The sequence below is a fragment of the Feifania hominis genome (assembly GCF_014384765.1).
Taxonomy (GTDB): Bacteria; Bacillota; Clostridia; order Oscillospirales; family Feifaniaceae; genus Feifania; species Feifania hominis.
Genome location: NZ_JACRSP010000002.1, coordinates 84,177 through 103,428 on the forward strand (window position 1 = coordinate 84,177; position 19,252 = coordinate 103,428).

The following is a 19,252-nucleotide window of genomic DNA, read 5'->3' on the forward strand; positions in this document are numbered from 1 at the left end:
TCAGCTCTTCTGTTCGATTGTCTCATCCTGTAAAACGGTCTCCCAGTTCACCTGTGGCTCGCCGCCACCTCTCTTTCGGCGGAAGAGTCGGCTGAGATTGTCGATAACCGAGTAGTAAACGGGGGTGAACAGCAGCGTAATCGCCGTGGAGATCACCATGCCGCTGATCATGGCAATGCCCATATCGGACATCATCTCGTTGGACTCACCGATGCCGAGCGCCATGGGAACCAGCGCCAGAATCGTCGTCAGTGTGGTCATCAGCACCGGGCGCACACGCAGCGGACACGCCTGCAGGATCGCCTGTTCCCGGCTCTCTCCCTGCTCGCGCCGCTGGCGGATGTAGTCGACCAGAATGATGGAGGAATTGACCACGGTGCCCGCCAGCATAATCAGCGCCACCAGCGAGACCATCGACAGATCGCGACCTGTCAGCGGCAGCGCGAACAGCGCTCCCGAAAAGGCGACCGGCAGAATCATCATGACAATGACCGGCATGAGAAAGGACTCAAACTGGGACGCCAGCACAAAGTACACAAGTCCCAGCGCCACAATGAGCGCGAGCAACAGATCGCCGAAGTTCTCCATCATGCTGGTGTAGGCGCCGCTGATCTCAGCCGTATAGCCGTCGGGCATGGGGTAGCTCTCCAGAATGTGATTGATCTGCCCGGTGATGGCGGTTGTATTTCCGCTGATCGTGTCACCTGTGACGCTCACCTGACGGGACTGGTTGACGCGGGTGATTGTCTGCGGCGCGAGGCTCACCTCCACCTGCGCCACGGCGGACAGCGGTACCGTGCCGCCGTAGGGTGTTGCCACCGGCATGGAGCGCAGCGCGTCGAGACTGCCGGAGGCGGCGCCGTCACCGCGCACCACAACGTCGAGCTCCCTGTTTCGGATTGTCACAGTGGTCGCCGTGGCACCGGTCAGCTCCGAGCGGACGGCCGCTCCCACTGTGGCCGCGGTCAGACCGTACTGCGCGGCCGCTTCGCGCTTCATGCGCACACTCACCTGCGGCACCTGGCGGGACACCGAACTTGTCACTTCCACCGCGTCCTCGAGTTCGGAGATGCGCTCAACCAGATCATCGGCAATCACCGCGAGCGTTTCGTAGTCCGTACCCGTGATATCCACGCTGATGTCGTCTCCCCCGCCGAGCATGGCGGTCATTCCCGACGAATCTACTGTAATTTCACAGCCGGCAATATCCCGCAGCAGAAGACGCAGCTCATCCGCCACCTCAGCATTGCTGCGCGAGCGGTCTGCCCGGCCGACCAGGTTCAAATTGACCGAGGCCGACTCCGGCTCGGCCGTGTAGTAGAGATAGTCGAGCTCTGGCACATGTTCCTGCGCGATGGCCACTACCCGGTCAGCAACCGCCGTGGTCTGCTCAAGCTCGGAGCCCACCGGCATACTCACGGCAACGGATACAGTCCCCTGGTCCATCTCCGGCATGAGCACCATATTCGTCGACAGACAGCACACGCTAAAGAATACCACAAGCGCCACGGAGGCAAGCATTCCAAAACCCAGGTGGCGCAAAAAGTAGTCGAGAATCTTCTGATAGAGCTTCATCAGCCGCCCGCCGAGAGTCTTCTCGGGGTCTCTCTGGGCCATGTGGCGCTTGTGCTCAAGCCCGCGCCGGTCGTCCAGCAGAAAATAGCACAGCAGCGGCACAAGCGTTACCGAAATGACCAGCGACGCCAGAATCAGAAAGGAGATGGTCAGACAAAAATCGGTGAAAATCATGCCGGCAAGACCGCCCGCAAGGCCGAGCGGCAGAAAGACTGCCACAGTGGTCAGAGTGGAGGTGGTCAGAGAGAGCAGTACCTCTCGGGTCCCCTCGACGCAGGCCTCCATGCGGCTGCTGCCATTGCCGGCGTAGCGGTAGATGTTTTCCAGCACCACGATGGAGTTGTCAACGATCATGCCCACGCCCATGGCGATGCCTCCGAGGCTCATCATGTTCAGTGTCAGGTCAAACACATTCATCAGCACAAAGACCGACAGAATGCAGACCGGCATGGAGACCGCGATGGCTGCCGTCGCCCCGAAGCGCCGCAGAAAGACAAAGACCACGGCGGCGGCGAGAACGACACCCAGAATGATATTCTGAATCGCGGCATCCACCGCGATGGTGATGTAATCGGAGGCCAGATAGGGCACCGAATAGACCACAGACGGCGTCTTTTCGTGAAGCTCCTCGAGTGTCTGTGTCACCGCGCGCGACGTTGTGACTTCGTTTGCACCCGACTGTTTGGACACCTGCAAAATAACGCAGGGCGTGGCGTCCAGCTTTGCAACCGTCGTCGGATCGGTCGTCTCAAGGCCCACCCGTGCAACCTCTGCCAGCCGGATGGTACCTCCGGTCGGCAGTGGCAAAATGGTGTTGGCGACCTCCTCCACCGACTGATATTTGGCGTCGGTGGATACTGTGAGATTCTGTGAGCCGTTTTTTACACTGCCGCCGGGATAGAGCAGGTTTTCGGCGGTCAGCATCTGGGAGATGTAGGTGTTTGACAGGCCAAGGCCGGTGGCGCGGGCGGTGTCTATTTCCACGGCGATCTGGTTTTCCACCCCGCCGGAAATGGTGACCTGCGCCACGCCGTCAATGCGCTCGAGCGCCGGAATCACCGTGTCCTGCGCAAGGGTCTGAAGCTGTGAGAGGTCGTCACCCATCAGTGCGACCATGGCCGTTGGCATGAGGTCGCTGATGTTGATGTTGACAATGACTGGGTCAATGGCCCCGTCGGGCAGCGTGAGCATATCAAAGCGCTCGCGCAGCTTGGTGGCTGCGATGTCGAGATCCGTACCCTCGACGTAGGTGATCTGAATCTGACTGACCCCGTCCGATGAGGAGGAGCTCACCGACTCGACGCCGGAAACCGACATGATGGCCGACTCCAGCGGGCGGGTCACCAATTCCTCCATGTCGCTGGGGTTTGCGCCGTTGTAATAGCACATGACCACAGCTGCCGGCGCCTCCATATCCGGCAGCAGGGACATCTGAAGCTGTGTGGTGAATACCACGCCGAAGATGACGACCATGATGACTGCCATCAGCGTTGTGACCTTGTGTTTGATACAGAACTTGGCGATATTCATCCGGCTCTAGCCCTCCACCGTGACGATGCGAACGGGCTCGCCGTCACTGAGATAGGTCTGGCCCGTCGTCACCAGCTCTGCGCCGGCTTCGAGACCCGAAGTGATCTCCGTCACACCGTTTCCGATCAGGCCGGTGGTCACCTCCACATACTTTGCGAGCCCCTCTTCCACCACATAGACATACTGCGTCTGACCGCTTGTGAGAACGGCCTCGCTCGGAACGACAACCGCGCCCGCCGACACGTCCGTGTGGAAAGTCACGTCGGCAGACATACCCGAGAGAAGCCCAGGCACATCCGCCGGCACCGAGACGGTCACCGCATAGAGCTTTGTCTGAAGATTTGCCGTCTTCTCCACCGAGCGGACGGTACCCGTAAAGTTCGCATCGACCGCCGAAACCGATACGTCGACCTCGTCTCCGATGCCCAGTTTTGGCACCAGCGCCTCCGAGACGGAGACCGACACTTTCATCTGTTCCACACCGTTGATGACCGCCACCGGCATGGAGGCGGATACAAAGCCGTTCTCCACTGCGGAGAGCGACACGAGCGTTCCGGACACCGGGGCGATCACGTTGCCGTCGGCGTCCACATTCTCAATGACCAGCTTGAGCTGCTCCATGTTGGACTTGTAGCTCTGCATGCCGGCCTCCAGCTGGGCAAGCGTCGAGTCCCTCTGGGCTTTCGCTGTCATGAGATTGAGCTCGGCCGCATCAACCTCGGCCTGGGATGCTGCCCCAATTTCAAGCAGCGCCCGGGTATCCTTGAGATTCTTCTCGTAGAGGGCCACCTGCTTGTCGAAAATGGCCTTTTGGTCCTGGTAGCTGCTCGCCGCCGACTGGTAGCTGATGCTAGCGGCGCTGTAGGAGGAGAGGGTGCTCTCCAGATCCAGGCGGCAGATTTTGTCGCCCGCCTCAACCTCGTCGCCCGCCTGCACATAGACCTCCGTGCACTTGGCGGTGGAGGCCACCATGATGGAGGTCTCGCTGTCGGCCACAATTTTGCCCGAAACTCTGTTTTCGGTCGAAACGGTGTCGAGCGTCACCTGCGTGACCTGAACGGCCACACCGGTCTCGGTCGGCGCGTCCCCTTCGGGTGACTCATCTGCGCTCTGACAGCCGCCGAGCGTCAGCATACAGGCGGCGGCGAGAATGAGTGATAGAATTCTTCTGGTTTGCATGGCGAAATATGCCTCCTGTCAGTTTAAAATGCCGCAGTCCACGGCCCAGCGGTAGTTGTTGTACGCTGAGAAGAGATTTCTCTGTGCCGTGTCGACCTTGTCCTGCGCGGCGGCAAGGGTATCCGCCGCGTCGAGCAGCTTGTTGTGCGAGAGGTTCCCCTGCTCGTATTTGAGCTGCTCGGCCGCGTAACTCTCCTGTTCAACGGCGAGTGCGGTCTGCGCTGCGTCGAGAACCTGTGCATAGTCTTTCACCTGGGCGTAGAGCGTGCGAAAGGATATCTCAAAGCCCTTGATCGTAGCCTCATAGGTGTATTGGTCCGCCTGCCAGGTGTGCTGCGCCTGGGTATACTGATACTCCCGCTCCCCGTACTCCTTTTGGGCGTCCTTGAATGTCTGCTCGGCGTCGTCAAGCGTCTTTTTTGCGGAGTACAGGCTGTAGCTCGCCTGCTGGGCGGCCTCGAGATCCTTTTCCAGATCCATTGCCGCGAGCTGCTCTTTGGTGACCAGCGGCAGAGCGGTGAGCTTCGTCGTGCCTGTCGGTCCGGCGCCGATCATGAATTCGAGGCCCATCAGGCCCGTTCTGGCTGTCAGGGCGTAGCTCTCACGCTGGCTCGCAAGCGAGCTGCGCGCGGTCTTAACCTGTTTGAGCGTCAGCGCCGAGATCTGCCCGAGCTCATAGCGCAGCTCGAGCTCCTCAATCTGCCGGTCCATCGCTGCGAGCGAGCGGTCGAGTGTGTTGAGCGCGGCGTTGAGCTCCACAAGCTGTATGTAGGTGGCCTGCGCCAGCATGACCTCCGCATTCTGCATATCCCGCATCTGGCGTACCCCGTCGGCAATGCTCTTTTGCGTCTCGCCGTCCTGCAGGGCGTCAAACTGTTCGCGCGCGGTAGCGTACGCCTGATCGAGCGACTGGCGCGCCGAGGAGGTGGCAAGCGACGTGAGTGCGCTCATGCCCTGCTGCATGGCGCCGATGACGCCGAGCAGTTTCTGGTTGTCGGGATTTGCCATAAACTCAGGACTAAAAGAGATCTCCGGGCTGCCAAACGAGCCTCCCGCCGTAATGAGTGACCACTGCTTGTCGGCAATGGTGTTGAGCTGGTCGCGTAGCTCCTCTTTGAGCTGTGTAAAATCGACAGACTCGGCTCTCGCGATATTCTCCTCCAGAATCAGAATCTTCAAATCGCCTGCGCGAACTCTCTGCTCCAAATTCTCATAGGAGAGCGTCCCCTCCGGGTCGGCCGGCGTCTGTGTGTCCTGCTGAGGTGTCTGCTCATCGGAAACGACCTGTGCCGGATCGGTTTGCATGGGAGGCGTCTCCCCGTCGGCGAGCGCTGTCGCGCCGCACAGGGAGAACACCAGCACAACCGTCAGTACCATTGCCACTGCTTTTTTGCTCATCTCTTGTCTCCTCACTCGTTAAAATAAGGCAAACATCCACCGGCTCTATCCAAAGCTGGTGGATGTTTTCAACATTGCCGTCTGTGTGTTATAATTGTAACATCTGCAAAAAAACACGTCAATGTGCCGCCGCAAAGGTGTGACAAAAGAGAGGATTTGTTCATGGAACAGTCAAAGCACAGGGAATTTCTGCAGCAGTGCATGTATACGGCGCTGATCAAGCTGATGCGAGAAAAGCCGTTTGCCAAAATCAGCGTCGGCGAGCTCTGCGAGAGGGCGGGTGTCTCGCGTATGACCTATTACCGCAGCTACCGCCGAAAGGAGGCCATCCTCTGGCAGCACTCGGACCAGAGCTTTGAGACCTACTACTCCTGGCTTTTAAACCAGCGAGATCTGTCTACCTACGAGGCGTTTCTCTCCATCTTTCGGTACATTCACCAACAGGAGATGGAATTCTGTGAGACCATCATCCACGCCGGGGTGGAATCTCTGCTGATGGAACAGTTTTTCGGCTATTTTGACCGGATGCTCTCACAGGCGCCTCTTGCCAATCCCCCCTCGCCCTACGGGCGCTCCTTTCTCGCGGGAGGCCTCTACAAAATGCTCTTTGACTGGCTCAAAAACGGTGCGGATGTCCCCGCGGAGGAGATGGCCCGTACACTGATGAAAACCGTGGGACTCAAGGGCGACTGTAAAAGCAGGTTTCATGACCGGGAGGCGCTGCCGTGACACCGGGTCCCCACGCCAAAAGCGGCGGGCAATGTGCCCGCCGCTTTTTTGTGTCGATTTACTATGCAATGCCCTGGTATTTTTTCAGCGCCACTGCGATCCGGCGGCAGGCCTCGTAGACCGTCTCATCGTCCCGGTAGCAGGCAAACATCACCCGCAAAAAGCCCTCACAGTTGATACCGAACCAGGTACCGGGGCCGACGCCCACCTGTGCCTCTTTCACCAGGTACTCCACAATCTCGTCGGACTTGCCGAGTTTGCGCACGTCCAACCAGAACGAGAAGCCAGCCGGAGGCAGCGGGCAGGAGACATTTGGTATGTCGTTGAGAATCTCCCTTGCCACGTTGCGGCGGTTTTCCAGAATCGCGAGCCACTGCTCTGTGTACTCCAAATGGCGGTACGCCTCTGTACAGGCGACCAGCGACAGGGGATTCGGCAGCCCCACATAGTTGTCGGTCGCGACCTCCATCTTGTCAATGAGTTCCGCCGGCCCTGTGACATAGCCGATACGCAGCCCCGACAGGCGCAGCTCCTTGGAGGGGCCGAATACCGTCAGCGTACGCTGCGCCATTTCCGGCAGAGAGGCAAAGGTGGTGTACTCCCTGCCGTCGTAGACACAGCGCTCAAATACCTGATCCACCACGGCGAAGATGTCATGTTTTTTCAAAAGCGCAGCCAACTTCTCAAGCGTCTCGCGCGGGTAAACCGTTCCGATGGGATTTGCAGGATGCGTCACAATGATGCACTTTGTGCGCGGCGTGATGTAGGTCTCAAGCTCATCCACATCGATCTGATAGCCGTTTTCCTCGTGCAGAGGACAGAAGACGTTTTTTGCGCCCATCATGGTCACATCGTTCATATTCTCAGCGAACGTGGGGGTAAAGTTGATGACCTCGTCTCCGCTGTTGGGATTGATGAGCGTGCGGATGGACAAAAAGAGCCCAAACGCCGAACCGGGCACGATCAGAAGTTTCGTTTTGTCATCCAGATGAATGTTGTTGAACTCCCGCAGCTTCTTTGCAACCTCTGCGCGAAACTCCTCACGCACTGCGTTTGACGGGTAGTGGAGCTGATCCTCATCCACCGCTCTGTGGATGGCATCTTTCACCTCTTTTGGAAATGTGCCGTCGGGGGCAAACATGTCGGCGCTCATCAGCATGATACCCCTCTGCGGATCAAGCGCTGCAAAGGGAGAAAAATCGGGGAAATAGAGATTTTCCCAGTTTTTGTCGTAACGCATGGAAACGCTCCTTTCTTTGTTAAAGAGGAGAACAGACGTCTTCCGGACATCTGTTCCCCCCTTTTTCCAGCTTTATTTATGAACCATTTCCCGAATCATGTTGTAAAAGACGGCGATGCCAAGTCCACATCCGATGGCAATGATGATATAGTCGATGATTCCCATAAGTACTCTCCTTTCAATCACTGCTTATCCATTACCGGAACAGGTTTGTAGCAAATACTGTTTGCAACGAACATGGTCACTGTGGAGCAGGCCAGACCGAACAGGAAGTGGCTGATGCCGAGCGGAGAGCCCGCTGCCCAGTAGATCAGAGTGGACGCCACCGCGACACCGATGGTGATGAGACTGCCCTTCGGGTTCATCTTCTTGCGCCAGAAGAACAAACCGCAGAAGATCGGCACAAGCGCCGCACCGGAGGGGGCACCGACATCTTCCATGATGGAGACGATCGAGGAGCCGAAATAGCCGACAAGAAGACCTGCAACAGCTACAAGAATCATCAGTATCCGCTGTGTGGTCAGCATCTGCTTGTCAGTCATATCTCTCTTGAAGCGGCCGATGATGTCGCGCGAAATGGTTACGGACGTCAGCATGGTAACGGAGGCAGCGGTCCCCATGACGGCGGCCAGAAGTGCAGCCAGGAGAACGGCGCCCAGAAGCGGGCCCGCAAATTTGTCGATCATCGCAGGAAGCACGGCGTCAGAGGACGCAAGGCCCGGAAGCAGCGCGCTGCCGACAAGGCCGACAAGGCTCGCAAAGAGCAGATAGGGGAAATAGATCATCAGCGTGCCGACCAGAGAGGCTCCCTGAGCCTCTTTTGCGCTGCGGGCGCCGCAGACGCGCAGGAAGTTCTCGCTGTTGACCATGCCGCTGCAGCCGAAGTACAGACCGGACGAAATCATGGTTCCCCAGCCCACCATACCGGCGACTTTCATCTTCAGCGGCTCGGCTGCCTGAATGGTTTTGGCCATATTGGACACGCCGCCGACGCTTACCAGTGAGAGAATCGGCAGAATAATCATGACGGCAAGCACCATCAGACCGATGTTCAGCTTGTCTGTCTTGGTCGCGGCGGTCATACCGCCGATGACCGTGTAAATCAGCATGATGACCGTCATGATGATCATGGCCGTCAGCAGAGGCAGCGAGGGGATGAACATGTTGAGAATGGTGCCAAGCGAACGGACCTGAGACGCGACGACGGAGAACGTCGAGAAAATGGCCAGCAGCGCAATGGCGTCGGCACAGGTTTTGCCCAGGTGTTTTCGAATCAGCTCGGGGATAGTCGTGACATTCTCCATGCGGATTCGTTTTGCGAAGACCACGCTCGCCAGAACGGAGCCCAGGCCCACGCCGATGGCAAGGTAAAAGCCCGAAATGCCGTAGGCGTAGCACATACTCGCGCAGCCCAGCGTCGAGCCGGCGCCGATCCAGGCGGACGACATCGAAAATACGTTGGTCCAGAAAGGGATATTGCGATCTGCCACGGCAAATTCATCGGCGGTTTTCACCTTGCGTCCAGCCATGACGCCGATGAACAGGATTGCCGCGATATACAGAATGGCTATGAGAATTTTTTCCATAAAACACTCAACCTCTCTATAACATTTTCATTTCCCAGTCTCGGTTTCTCTTTTTTTGATGCTAAAATTTGCACACACCACGAGAAGCATTGCCGTGACAAGCACGGCCGCAATCGCGAACATGCTGCGGTATCCGCTTTGGGCGCAGTAGACATTCCAGAGAATGGGCCCCAGCGCATAACCAAGGTCACTTGCGGACAGGTAGGTTGCGTTGGCAGCGCCGACACGCTCAGGCGGCGCATCCGCGACGGCCATGGAGTTGAGCACCATGCCGGACATGCTGTGCCCCAAACCATAGAAAAGCGCCAGCGCCGCGAGAAGAACCGCCGATGGGTGAAAGAGGGACAGGCCCCCATAAGCCGCAATCAGCAGCAGAAAGCCGGCGAACAGAATTCTGCGTTCCGAAGCCCATCTGCGAAGCTGTCCTGCCCCGGCCCTCAAACCGATCACAGCCACCGCCGAGACGGGGTAGAACAGGCCGGTTCCCGACATGCCCCACTCTCCCGTAAAGTAGCTGAGAAACTGCATCACCGTCACCTGGGCCACGGAAAGCACCAGTGTGACCGCCGTGGCGAAAAGCGCGGTCGGTTCCACCATCTCCCGGAGAAAAGAACCTCTTGCCCGCACAGTACCCTGCTCCCGCCGCGCGGCCGGCACTGCAACGGGAAGAGTCAGCGCAATGACGGCGACGCCGAGAATGCTGCTGAACAAAAACACACCCAGATAGCCAAAACTGCTGTGGAGCCAGAGCCCCACGCCCGGCGCAATGGCGGAAGACGCGGCCATTCCGATACCGTAGTAGCCAATTCCCTCGGTAAAGCGTCCGCGCGGGATGAGTTCGGTCGCAAGCGCCCCTGCGGCCGTTGTCGCCACACTCAGACAGATTCCCTGCACAATCCGCACGGCCACCAATACGCCATAGGGCGCATGGAGCAGAAATCCCACCGGAGTGACGGCGAACCCAGCCGCGGCCAAAATGAGCAGCGCTCTCTTTGAGCGGCGGTCACACCACAGCCCGGTAAAGGGGCGCGCCCCCAGGGAGCTGAACGCAAAGACGGATGACAGAAATCCGGCCGCCGCGGAGGAATAGCCGCTGTCGTTGCCATACATCAGCGTCAGGGACAGGAGCATGATGGCGTATCCCCCCGCCAGCATGGATGAGACGCTCAGAAGCCAGAAAGACGCCGGAAATCTCCCCTGCCCGCTTCTCGGCTCTTCGCTCATGCTCTCTGCGCGACCTCTCGAATGCCCGCCTCAATGCGGTCGAGCGCTTCGGCGAGCACTTCGTGGCTGGTGGCAAGACAGATACGCACATGTCCCGCCGAGCCGGGGCCGAAGAATTTCGCGCCGCCCGGAACGATGGATACCTTGTGCTTTTCGGCGAGATAACCCACCAGTTCCTCCGCCTCCATTCCCACGCCGCTCACGTCGGGGAAGAGCACAAAGGTCGCCTGGGGCTTGTAGCAGCTCACACCGGGCATGGCGTTGAGACGCTCAAGCGCATAGTCTCTGTTTTTCGTGACGTGCGCCATGAACTCATCCACCCAATAGTAGCACTTCTCCACGCAGGCCTGGCCGGCGACCTGGGACAGTGCGTCAATGCCACCGATGGTGTCCTCCACCTGAGAGGCGCGCACAACTTTCTCGAAGAGCTCCGGATCCTGGCAGTAGACGCACCCCGCGCGCAGACCGGCAATGCCGAAGCTCTTGGAGAATCCGAACACCGACAGAGTCTTTCTGTTGCGCTCGTTGCCCAGATTCAAAATGCTGTTGAACTTGGCATCCGGGTAGACAATGTCAGACCAGATCTCGTCGTTCATGATGTAGAAGCCGTATTTCTCCGACAGCTTCAGAATGTGGTCGAGGTCCTCAAGGGGATACACCTTGCCCAGCGGGTTGTGCGGGTTGCACAGACCCAGCATCTTGGTCTTCGGCGTGATGTACTTCTCGAGATCGGAGAAGTCAATGGTTCCATCCTCCCGGAATTTCATCGGGAAGAGGTTGATCTTGGCGCCGGCGGCCGTCATGGACGTCTTAAAGAGAAAGTCCACCGGATCAAAGACCAGCGCTTCGTCGCCCGGCTGCAAAATGGCTTTCGCAATCGCGTCCATGCCGCGCGCGGCGCTGTCGATCGGCAGAATCAGCTCGGGGTCAACCACTTCGCCCTTGCGCTCTTTGAGCGCCTTGGACACCGCAGTGCGAAACGATGCGAACCCCCTTTTGGGCGTATAGGAAAAATAGCCGCCTTTGATGTACTCGATCAGCGCCTCGCTGATCTCCGGCGCGGGCGGAAAGTCCGTATCGGCAGCGGTCAGCGGGATCACACCCTCCGGCACCTCCGCCCAGCGCATGTTGAAGGCCCGCTTGCGCAGAACATCAAAGTTGATGCTTTGGTTGGTAAAATCAACCATGTTCAATTCCTCCCCGTTTGTTCATTTTAAGGCCTTGCGCTACTCGGCCAGCGCAACGGCCTCAATTTCACACAGTACTCCCTTTGGCAATTCTCTAACCGCCACACAGCTTCGTGCCGGCTTTCCGGTAAAATAGCGGGCGTAGACCTCGTTGAAAACGGCAAAGTCACCCATATCGGCCAAAAAGCAGGTTGTCTTCACCACTTTCTCGTAGCCGACCCCCGCTGCGGCCAGAACTGCGCCGACATTCTTGCAGCTCTGTTCCGCCTGAGCGGAAATTCCCTCGGGTACCGAGCCGGTTGCCGGGTCCACCGGAATCTGTCCCGAGGTGAACACCATCCCACCGGCGACCCACCCCTGTGAATACGGGCCGATAGCCTCCGGCGCGGCGGATGTGCTGATCTGTTTCATGCGAATCACTCCCTCCCTTTTTAGGGCGCACCGCCCTTTACTTTTATCATAGCAATAAAATATATTTTAGTAAATTGCTTATATGAATAAAATTTAATTTATCTTTTTGGCGATTTTACTGAAAAAACAGCTAAAAAAAGCACAGACCAATAAGGTGACAATAAAATCACGATGATTTCTCTTCTCTGCGCTATTTCTATATGATATAATGTTTTTGTTATTCATTCAGGTCGTGTTCCGCCCTTTACAGAGGCGTCAGATAAACGGCCAGTACCATGGATTCCCCTGAATCCATGGTACCATTTTGTTTTGAGCAACTATGGAAAAAGATTTGGATGTGACATACAATGAAGCAGGGTAAACTGATCTTGACCGCTGTCGACCGACAGGTTCTGGCGTCCTGTTCCGCGCTGTTGGACGGTCTGGCCGAATATCTGGGAAACGGCTACGAGATTGTTCTGCACAGTCTGGAGGATCCGAGTGCTTCTGTCATCAAAATTGTCAACGGCCACCACACGGGCCGTCAGCCCGGCGCCCCCATTACGGATCTGGCGCTGTCCATGCTCGATCAGCTCAATGAGAGCAACGGGTCTACTGCTATTTCCTACTTCACGCGAAATCAAAAAGGCGATCCGCTCAAGTCCACCACCATAGCCATTCACGGGGAACACGAGCGCATCATCGGACTTCTGTGTATCAATTTTTACCTCAATACATCTCTGTCGGAATTTCTATCCGTCTTCAGCCCGACGGCCCCCACTTTCGACCCGGCGCAGATCACAGAAAATTTCGGCAAAAACGCCAATGAAATGGTTGCTCTGGCCGTGGCTCAGGCTCAGCTGCAGGTGGACTCTCTGCCCTCGGTACTCCCCTCGCTCAAAAACCGTGAGGTCATCTCCCTGCTGCATGAGCGCGGGATTTTCAACATCAAAAATGCCGTACCCGCCGTGGCTGAGGCCATGAATATTTCCAAAAACACAGTATATCTGCACCTGCGCCATATCAGAGAGAAAAAGTGATCGTCTCCTCATCAGCGCCAAAAAAGGCTGCGCACCTCGGCGCAGCCTTTTTTACTGTCATATTCAAGTTTCTTCTCCGAACCACCTGTATACCGGGGCATTCCCCTCTGCGGGAAGACGTCTCTACTCACCCGCCGCCAGCGTCTGATCGACGACCGACTGAATCATGTCTGCCGTCATGCCGCCAGGCACATAGCCGAACACATTGCCCTCGGCATCAATCATAAAGGTCGTCGGAAAAGAGCCGATTCCATAGGCCGCAAGCACATCACCGGTCGTATCCATCACCGTGGGGAACGTGTAGCCGCCCGCCTCGAGGAAGTCTGCCACCTCTTCGGCGGTCTTGTCGTTGTTGTGGGGGTGCTCCTCGTCGCGCGGATTCGCCACGCCGAGCACCACGACCTCGCCGCTGTTCTCCTCATATTTCTCATAGAGCTGCTGAATGTGGGGCATCTCATTCTGGCAGGGCGGACACCAGGTCGCCCAGAAGTTCAAAAAGACCACCTGTCCCCGATAGTCCGACAGCGTGTGGCTCACGCCGTTTTGATCGGTGAGAGTGAAGTCGGGTGCGGCAATCGCGTCCGGCTCTGTTTCGGGCGCGGGATCCCGGCCGGTCTGTTCCTCTTTGCCGCCGTTTTCCGTCTGCCCGCTCTGGGAAGTTGACGCGGGGGGATTGGGCGCGCCAAATCCCGAGAGATAGCTTGTGATTCCGTTCATCCAGCCGGTAAACATCATCACGCCCATGGCAATCATCAAAATGCCGCCCGCCTTAACCGTATAGCGTACGACGTTTCGGTGCCTGCGAAAGAAGCTCAGAAGTGTCCCGGTGAAGAGTCCCACCGCAAGAAAGGGCAATACAAAGCCGAGGGTGTACACCCCGATGAGCGCGTAGCCCGCCGCCGAGGAGGCGGCCGAGCCCGCCATCAGCAGTACGCTTGCCAGCGCCGGCCCCACGCAGGGTGTCCAGGCAAAGCTGAATGTAAAACCGAGCACAAGCGCCACCAACGGGTTCATGGAAAACCGGGAGAGGTTAAACGGCAGCCGGTGTTCACGCCCCATCGGCCGGTCGGAGAAGAGCTGAAACGCACCGAAGAGAATGACAACAACACCGCCGATGCGGGCAAAGAGCGCGCGGTTGCCGCTGAAAAAGCGGCCGGCAGCTGTAAAGCCAAAGCCGAGGGCAAAAAAGGCAAAACTCACGCCCAGCACAAAAAAGGCCGTGTTTCTGATTACCGTTGCGCGGCGGTAACGGATCTCGCCGTCCTCACCCACAGTCTTTGCGCCGCCGGCGAGATAGCCGATGTAGAGCGGAACAAGCGGCAGAACACAGGGGGAGAAAAAGCTGAGCAGCCCCTGAAAAAATACGGTCAGCGCTGAAACGCCGGTCTGTAGTGTCATGGTATGTCCTCCAGAAATTGATACTGCTATTGTATCCAATCCCCCGGGTTCTCACAAGACTTTCCTGTCGTTTTTGCGTGACTTTGTCACATTGAAAAGGTCGCTTCACTATGGTAGAGTATTGGTAGTATCAAAAGGAGAGGCGGTATGTCAAATGGGAGTGGTATCCGAACTGCTTGCCAATGTTCCCCTGCCCCGTATGGTTGAAGTTCGCCAGCATTTTTCCAGAGAGCGCATCGAGCCGGCCAATCTGCCCGACATTGTCCGCGGCGAACTCATGCGTGAGAAGATCCGAAGCCGCGTGCACCCGGGTATGCGTGTTGCCATCACCTGCGGCAGCCGGGGTGTCGCCAACATCGCCCTCATCACCCGCGCCATTGTGGACTTTGTGCGCGAGTGCGGCGGTGAACCCTTTGTCTTCCCCGCTATGGGCAGTCACGGCGGCGCGACCGCTGAGGGACAGCGGGACATTCTGACCAGCTACGGCGTCACCGAGCAGGCGATGGGCTGTCCCATCCTCTGCAGCATGGAAACCGTTCAGATCGGCCGCACCGACGACGGGATTCCCGTCTACATCGACCGCTTTGCCGCCGAGGCGGACGGCATCATCCTCTGCGGCCGCATCAAGGCCCACACCGGCTTTCAGGGGCCCTATGAGAGCGGCCTGATGAAAATGGCCACCATCGGCATGGGCAAGCAGTACGGCGCTGAATTCTGCCACGCCGCGGGCTTCAAGCACATGGCGGTCAACATGCCCAAAATTGCAAACGTCATTCTGAAGAGCGCCAATGTCATCGCAGGCGTCGGTCTGATTGAAAATGCCTACGACGAGACCTGCAGGGCCGTCGCGCTGACAGCCGAAGAAATTCCCGAGCGCGAGCCCGGGCTTCTGCTCGAGGCAAAGGCCAAAATGGGCAGACTTCTCTTCTCCGGCACGGATGTGCTCGTGGTGGACAAGATCGGCAAAAACATCAGCGGCGACGGCATGGACCCCAACATCACCGGCCGGCCCATGACTCCCTACCTCGACAGCAAGTTCGACGCGCAGCGCATCGTGGTTCTGGATCTGACAGACGAGACTCACGGCAATGCAAACGGCTCGGGAATGGCCGATGTGACGACCCGCCGCCTCGTCAACAAGCTGGACACCGAAATCACCTATCCAAACGCCATCACCTGCAATGTGCTCGAGGGGGTCAAGATTCCCCTCTTCGTCAACACCGACCGAGAGGCAGTACAGCTGGCGGTGCGCACCTGCGTGGAGATCGACCATGCCCAGCCGCGCATCATCCGCATCCGGGACACGCTGAGTCTTGACACCATACTCATCTCCGAGGCCATGCTCGACGAAGCGCGCGCCAACCCCGATCTCACCATACTCGGCGAGCCGACACCGTGGCCCTTTGACGAGAGCGGAAACCTCTGGTGAAACCGCCTCAGGCAAAACGCAAAGATACAGCGCACAGAGACACCCCATGCCCATGCTGCACGGGGTGTCTCTTTTTTCATTTTTGTGCACGGAGTCAAAACGGGCGTCGCGTGCCTTGCGTCCACTTGCCGGCAGTGGTAAAATAGAGGAAATTCAACTGCAAAAGGAGCAGATAATATGAACACTGCGGAACGCAACTTTATCGTAGAGAAGACCCATGAACTCATCGGCGCGGCGTCCTGCTGCGCCGAGGCGAAAGCCGCCGCGCAGGCCTGGCTGGACGCTCTCGGCACGGAAAACGAGGCCCAGGCGACAAAGGCTTACATCGCCGAGCTCGAGCAGGACATCGGGCCGATTGACGGTCTGATCGCCTTTGCCGAATCGAATGAGGGCGCTGCCCATTTCGGTGCGGAGGCCGCCAAAAACATCGCGGCACATGCCAGAGAGATCAAGGCCGCCGGAGCGAAGTACTGCGACTGCCCCGCCTGTGCTGCCTGCGAGGCCATCCTCAGCAAAAAAGAACTTCTTTTAAAGTGAGCTATCGGTAAAAGTGGCGCCCGTCATTGCTGACGGGCGCCACTTTTGCATTACTCATACATTTTCAGGGCGGAGAATGCCCACCTCTACGGAGCGGCCACTGCCAACTCTGACTGATCCTCATCGGGTGCAACTGTGTGCGCCGGCATTATGGGGTAGAGCTTGTAGCTGATGACCAGATCATGCTGATTCTGCCCCTGCCAGAAGCGGTTTAGAATCCGCTCGGCAATCTGCTCTCCGCTTTGCTCGGTCGCCGAGGGCAAAAGCAGCAAAAACTGCGACGGGCTGTACCGTGTGTAGACGTCACCACTGCACAGCGAGACATGAATGACACTCGCCAGACGTTCCATCGCTCCACTGAGGATTCCCGCGGTGGGAATTTCTCCGCGCTGATTCGCAACCGTGAACAGACACAGGTGAATCGGCTGCGCCGTATGCGAAATCGTGCGGGCCAGGAGCCGGTAAATCTCCCGAAAGAGGTCGTACTTACAGTAGTAGGCGCCGCTGATCTGTTCCTTTTCCCGCAGCTGCTCCGAGATTTTCACAAGATCCCGCTCGGTGCTGTGCGAGACTTCGGTGATGTTGCGGCAGAGTTCTGTGACGCGTTCGCTCGGCGCCTGGCCAGAGTGCTCGAGAAACAGACTTGTCATGCGGCGATAGAGGTTGAGCGCCGACTGCTGCATTCCGAGCTGAATGAGCGAATGGATCGTCTGGTAGTAGAGTTCCTCATCATAGGGGTCAAAGGTCCGCGCTGTGTTGCAAATCCGCACAATTTCGCGGTAGTTCTCTTTCGGCCGCAGAAGCTCCACCATGCGAAGGACATTCTCCCGATACATGTCGTGGTACTGCTCACGCAGCGGCGTTGTCCATGTCTCATTTTCATACTTCGGCATAAACGGGCCGCAGTAGAGCTCCATCGCCTCTTCACAGCGCTGGAGCCGCTCCTCATTGGAAATTCCCTGTGCCGCCGCGCGGGAACAGCGCAGCGAGAAGAGCTCTGTGTCATATTCCACGGGCAGATCAGCGTTCCAAAAGTAGCTGTCACCCCGGTAGACAACCATCTTCTTGCCCGGCCAGTCGCCGAGTGTTTCCAGCATCAGACGCAGCCGGTGGATCAGCGCCTTGAGTGCATTCGACGGATCCGTGATCTCCTCATCGTGCCAAAGCATGTCAATGAGTTCTCTCTGCGCAACAGGCCGGCCGCGGTGGACAATCAGATAACTCAGCAGCAGCCAGATCTTCCTGGAGCGATTGCTGTCATCGTCAAAGCTGCCCTTGGGGCCGGAAATGGAAAAACCGCCCAACATATTCACTTTCAGAATCGCCGGGGACATGTAAAATCACCTCGAACTCACAGCCACAAACTGACATCCTTAGTAATTGCGATTTGCTGTCATTTTATAACAAAAACAGGTGGTTTTCAATGTGATTTCATACCTTGCGGCGACAAAACAGTCAATTTTGCCCGTTTTTACACAATTCGTCTCAATTTTACGGCAGGCGCGCTGCACACCCGCCTCCATTTAAAGCTCATCTGCCTGTGAGCAGCCGTGTCAGTCCGGCGCACGAACCGATTGCCCTCCCCCGGCATACCATGTGATAGAAATCACGTTTGGGGGGAATGACCATGGCAACAATCAGTCTGTGTATGATTGTCAAAAATGAGCAGCAGGTGCTCGCGCGCTGCCTGGACAGCGTGCGGGGTGCAGTGGATGAAATCGTCATCGTCGACACCGGCAGCACCGATTCGACCCGCGAAATCGCCTTGCGCTACACGGATCGCGTATACGACTTTTTGTGGATTGACGACTTCTCGGCGGCACGCAACTTCTCCTTTGACCAGGCGACCATGGACTACTGCATGTGGCTGGACGCCGACGATGTGCTCACCGCTGAAGACCGCGACGGACTCATTGCACTCAAGAGCTCTCTCCTGCCCGAGACCGACGTCGTTATGATGAAGTACAACACGGCCTTCGACAGCGCCGGCCGCCCCACTTTCAGCTATTACCGCGAGCGGATTCTTCGGCGCGGCAAGTTTCGCTGGGAGGGGGCCGTGCACGAGGTCATCGCGCCGTCGGGTGTCATTCTCCACTCCCCTCTCGCCGTAACTCACCAAAAACTTCACGCCGCCGAACCCGGGCGAAATCTGCGCATCTTCGAGAAACTGCTCGCCGGCGGCAGAGTTCTCACACCCCGCGAGCAGTTCTACTACGCCCGCGAACTCTACTATGCCGGCCGGTATCAGGAAGCTGCCGCCGCCTTTGCGAGCTTTCTCTCACAGGGGCGCGGCTGGGTGGTCAACAACATCGACGCCTGCCGTCTGCTCTCGGCCTGCCGAAGCGAATTGGGAGATGCCGACGGCGCGCTCGGCGCGCTGTTGCAGGCTCTGCGCTACGGCCCGCCGGACGCTGAGCTCTGCTGTGATCTCGGGCACTGGTTTCGCAGCCGCGCCCGCTACCGTGACGCCATCTTCTGGTATGCGCTCGCCCTCGGGCGCAAGACCGACGAGCGCACGGGCGCCTTTGTCAGCGTCGACTCCTGCGGCTATCTTCCCGCCATCTGGATGTGTGTCTGCTACGACCGGCTCGGGGAGTGGGAGAACGCTGAATACTACAATGAGCTCGCCGGCAGCTTTAAACCGGAGGACGGAACCTACTTAAAAAACAAGTCCTACTTTCTGAACAGAAAGCAGACCAACCGCGTGCCGGAAGACCGTTTGGCATCAACCGCACAATAGGCATACGCGCAAACGTGCATCGTATGCAGGCCCAACGCGCTTGACACGGCGCCGTCCGGTGCGGTATGAT

15 protein-coding genes are annotated in these 19,252 nt (G+C 57.8%); 5 read left to right on the plus strand and 10 right to left on the minus strand.

The window, feature by feature from the left end; genetic code table 11:
• From H8695_RS03890 to H8695_RS03900, 3 genes are read right to left on the minus strand one after another with little or no spacing between them, the layout of a single operon-like run.
• On the minus strand, positions 1-3,105 hold the full coding sequence (locus H8695_RS03890; RefSeq protein WP_249299577.1) for an efflux RND transporter permease subunit: 3,105 nt from the start codon (positions 3,103-3,105) through the stop codon (positions 1-3).
• 6 nt (positions 3,106-3,111) lie between these two features.
• A complete protein-coding gene (locus H8695_RS03895) occupies positions 3,112-4,284 on the minus strand; it encodes an efflux RND transporter periplasmic adaptor subunit (RefSeq protein WP_249299578.1) in 1,173 nt (390 codons plus the stop codon).
• Positions 4,285-4,302: 18 nt separating this feature from the next.
• Entirely contained in the window at positions 4,303-5,682 is a 1,380-nt protein-coding gene (locus tag H8695_RS03900) for a TolC family protein (protein WP_249299579.1), read from the minus strand.
• 162 nt (positions 5,683-5,844) lie between these two features.
• On the opposite strand from H8695_RS03900, the gene H8695_RS03905 reads away from it, so the two are divergent.
• Entirely contained in the window at positions 5,845-6,411 is a 567-nt protein-coding gene (locus tag H8695_RS03905) for a TetR/AcrR family transcriptional regulator (RefSeq protein WP_249299580.1), read from the plus strand.
• Between the two features lie 61 nt (positions 6,412-6,472).
• Here H8695_RS03905 and H8695_RS03910 read toward each other — a convergent pair whose 3' ends face one another.
• From H8695_RS03910 to H8695_RS03930, 5 genes are all read right to left on the minus strand, one after another.
• On the minus strand, positions 6,473-7,651 hold the full coding sequence (locus H8695_RS03910) for a pyridoxal phosphate-dependent aminotransferase (RefSeq protein WP_249299581.1): 1,179 nt from the start codon (positions 7,649-7,651) through the stop codon (positions 6,473-6,475).
• Positions 7,652-7,833: 182 nt separating this feature from the next.
• The gene (locus H8695_RS03915) at positions 7,834-9,237 is read right to left on the minus strand and encodes a sodium:solute symporter family protein (RefSeq protein ID WP_249299582.1); all 1,404 of its coding nucleotides are present in this window, start codon (positions 9,235-9,237) and stop codon (positions 7,834-7,836) included.
• Between the two features lie 27 nt (positions 9,238-9,264).
• A complete protein-coding gene (locus tag H8695_RS03920) occupies positions 9,265-10,461 on the minus strand; it encodes an MFS transporter (RefSeq protein WP_249299583.1) in 1,197 nt (398 codons plus the stop codon).
• Positions 10,458-11,648 (minus strand): pyridoxal phosphate-dependent aminotransferase, encoded by a 1,191-nt coding sequence (locus H8695_RS03925; RefSeq protein WP_249299584.1) that lies wholly within the window; start codon positions 11,646-11,648, stop codon positions 10,458-10,460. Before H8695_RS03925 ends, H8695_RS03920 begins: the two co-directional genes overlap by 4 nt.
• A 39-nt stretch (positions 11,649-11,687) precedes the next feature.
• On the minus strand, positions 11,688-12,059 hold the full coding sequence (locus H8695_RS03930) for a RidA family protein (RefSeq protein ID WP_249299585.1): 372 nt from the start codon (positions 12,057-12,059) through the stop codon (positions 11,688-11,690).
• Between the two features lie 347 nt (positions 12,060-12,406).
• On the opposite strand from H8695_RS03930, the gene H8695_RS03935 reads away from it, so the two are divergent.
• A complete protein-coding gene (locus H8695_RS03935; RefSeq protein WP_249299586.1) occupies positions 12,407-13,078 on the plus strand; it encodes a helix-turn-helix transcriptional regulator in 672 nt (223 codons plus the stop codon).
• A gap of 123 nt (positions 13,079-13,201) precedes the next feature.
• Here the strand turns inward: H8695_RS03935 and H8695_RS03940 are convergent, their stop codons facing one another.
• Complete coding sequence (locus H8695_RS03940; protein WP_249299587.1) at positions 13,202-14,476, minus strand: redoxin domain-containing protein; 1,275 nt, start codon at positions 14,474-14,476, stop codon at positions 13,202-13,204.
• Between the two features lie 154 nt (positions 14,477-14,630).
• Between H8695_RS03940 and H8695_RS03945 the strand changes: the two genes are divergently transcribed.
• Positions 14,631-15,905: a nickel pincer cofactor-dependent isomerase, group 22 gene (locus H8695_RS03945; RefSeq protein ID WP_249299588.1), complete on the plus strand. Its 1,275-nt coding sequence runs from the start codon at positions 14,631-14,633 to the stop codon at positions 15,903-15,905.
• Positions 15,906-16,082: 177 nt separating this feature from the next.
• Entirely contained in the window at positions 16,083-16,442 is a 360-nt protein-coding gene (locus H8695_RS03950; RefSeq protein WP_249299589.1) for a molecular chaperone Hsp90, read from the plus strand.
• A gap of 86 nt (positions 16,443-16,528) precedes the next feature.
• Here the strand turns inward: H8695_RS03950 and H8695_RS03955 are convergent, their stop codons facing one another.
• The gene (locus H8695_RS03955) at positions 16,529-17,776 is read right to left on the minus strand and encodes an AfsR/SARP family transcriptional regulator (RefSeq protein WP_249299590.1); all 1,248 of its coding nucleotides are present in this window, start codon (positions 17,774-17,776) and stop codon (positions 16,529-16,531) included.
• Between the two features lie 293 nt (positions 17,777-18,069).
• Between H8695_RS03955 and H8695_RS03960 the strand changes: the two genes are divergently transcribed.
• Positions 18,070-19,182 (plus strand): glycosyltransferase family 2 protein, encoded by a 1,113-nt coding sequence (locus tag H8695_RS03960; protein WP_249299591.1) that lies wholly within the window; start codon positions 18,070-18,072, stop codon positions 19,180-19,182.
• The last annotated feature ends 70 nt before the right edge of the window (positions 19,183-19,252 follow it).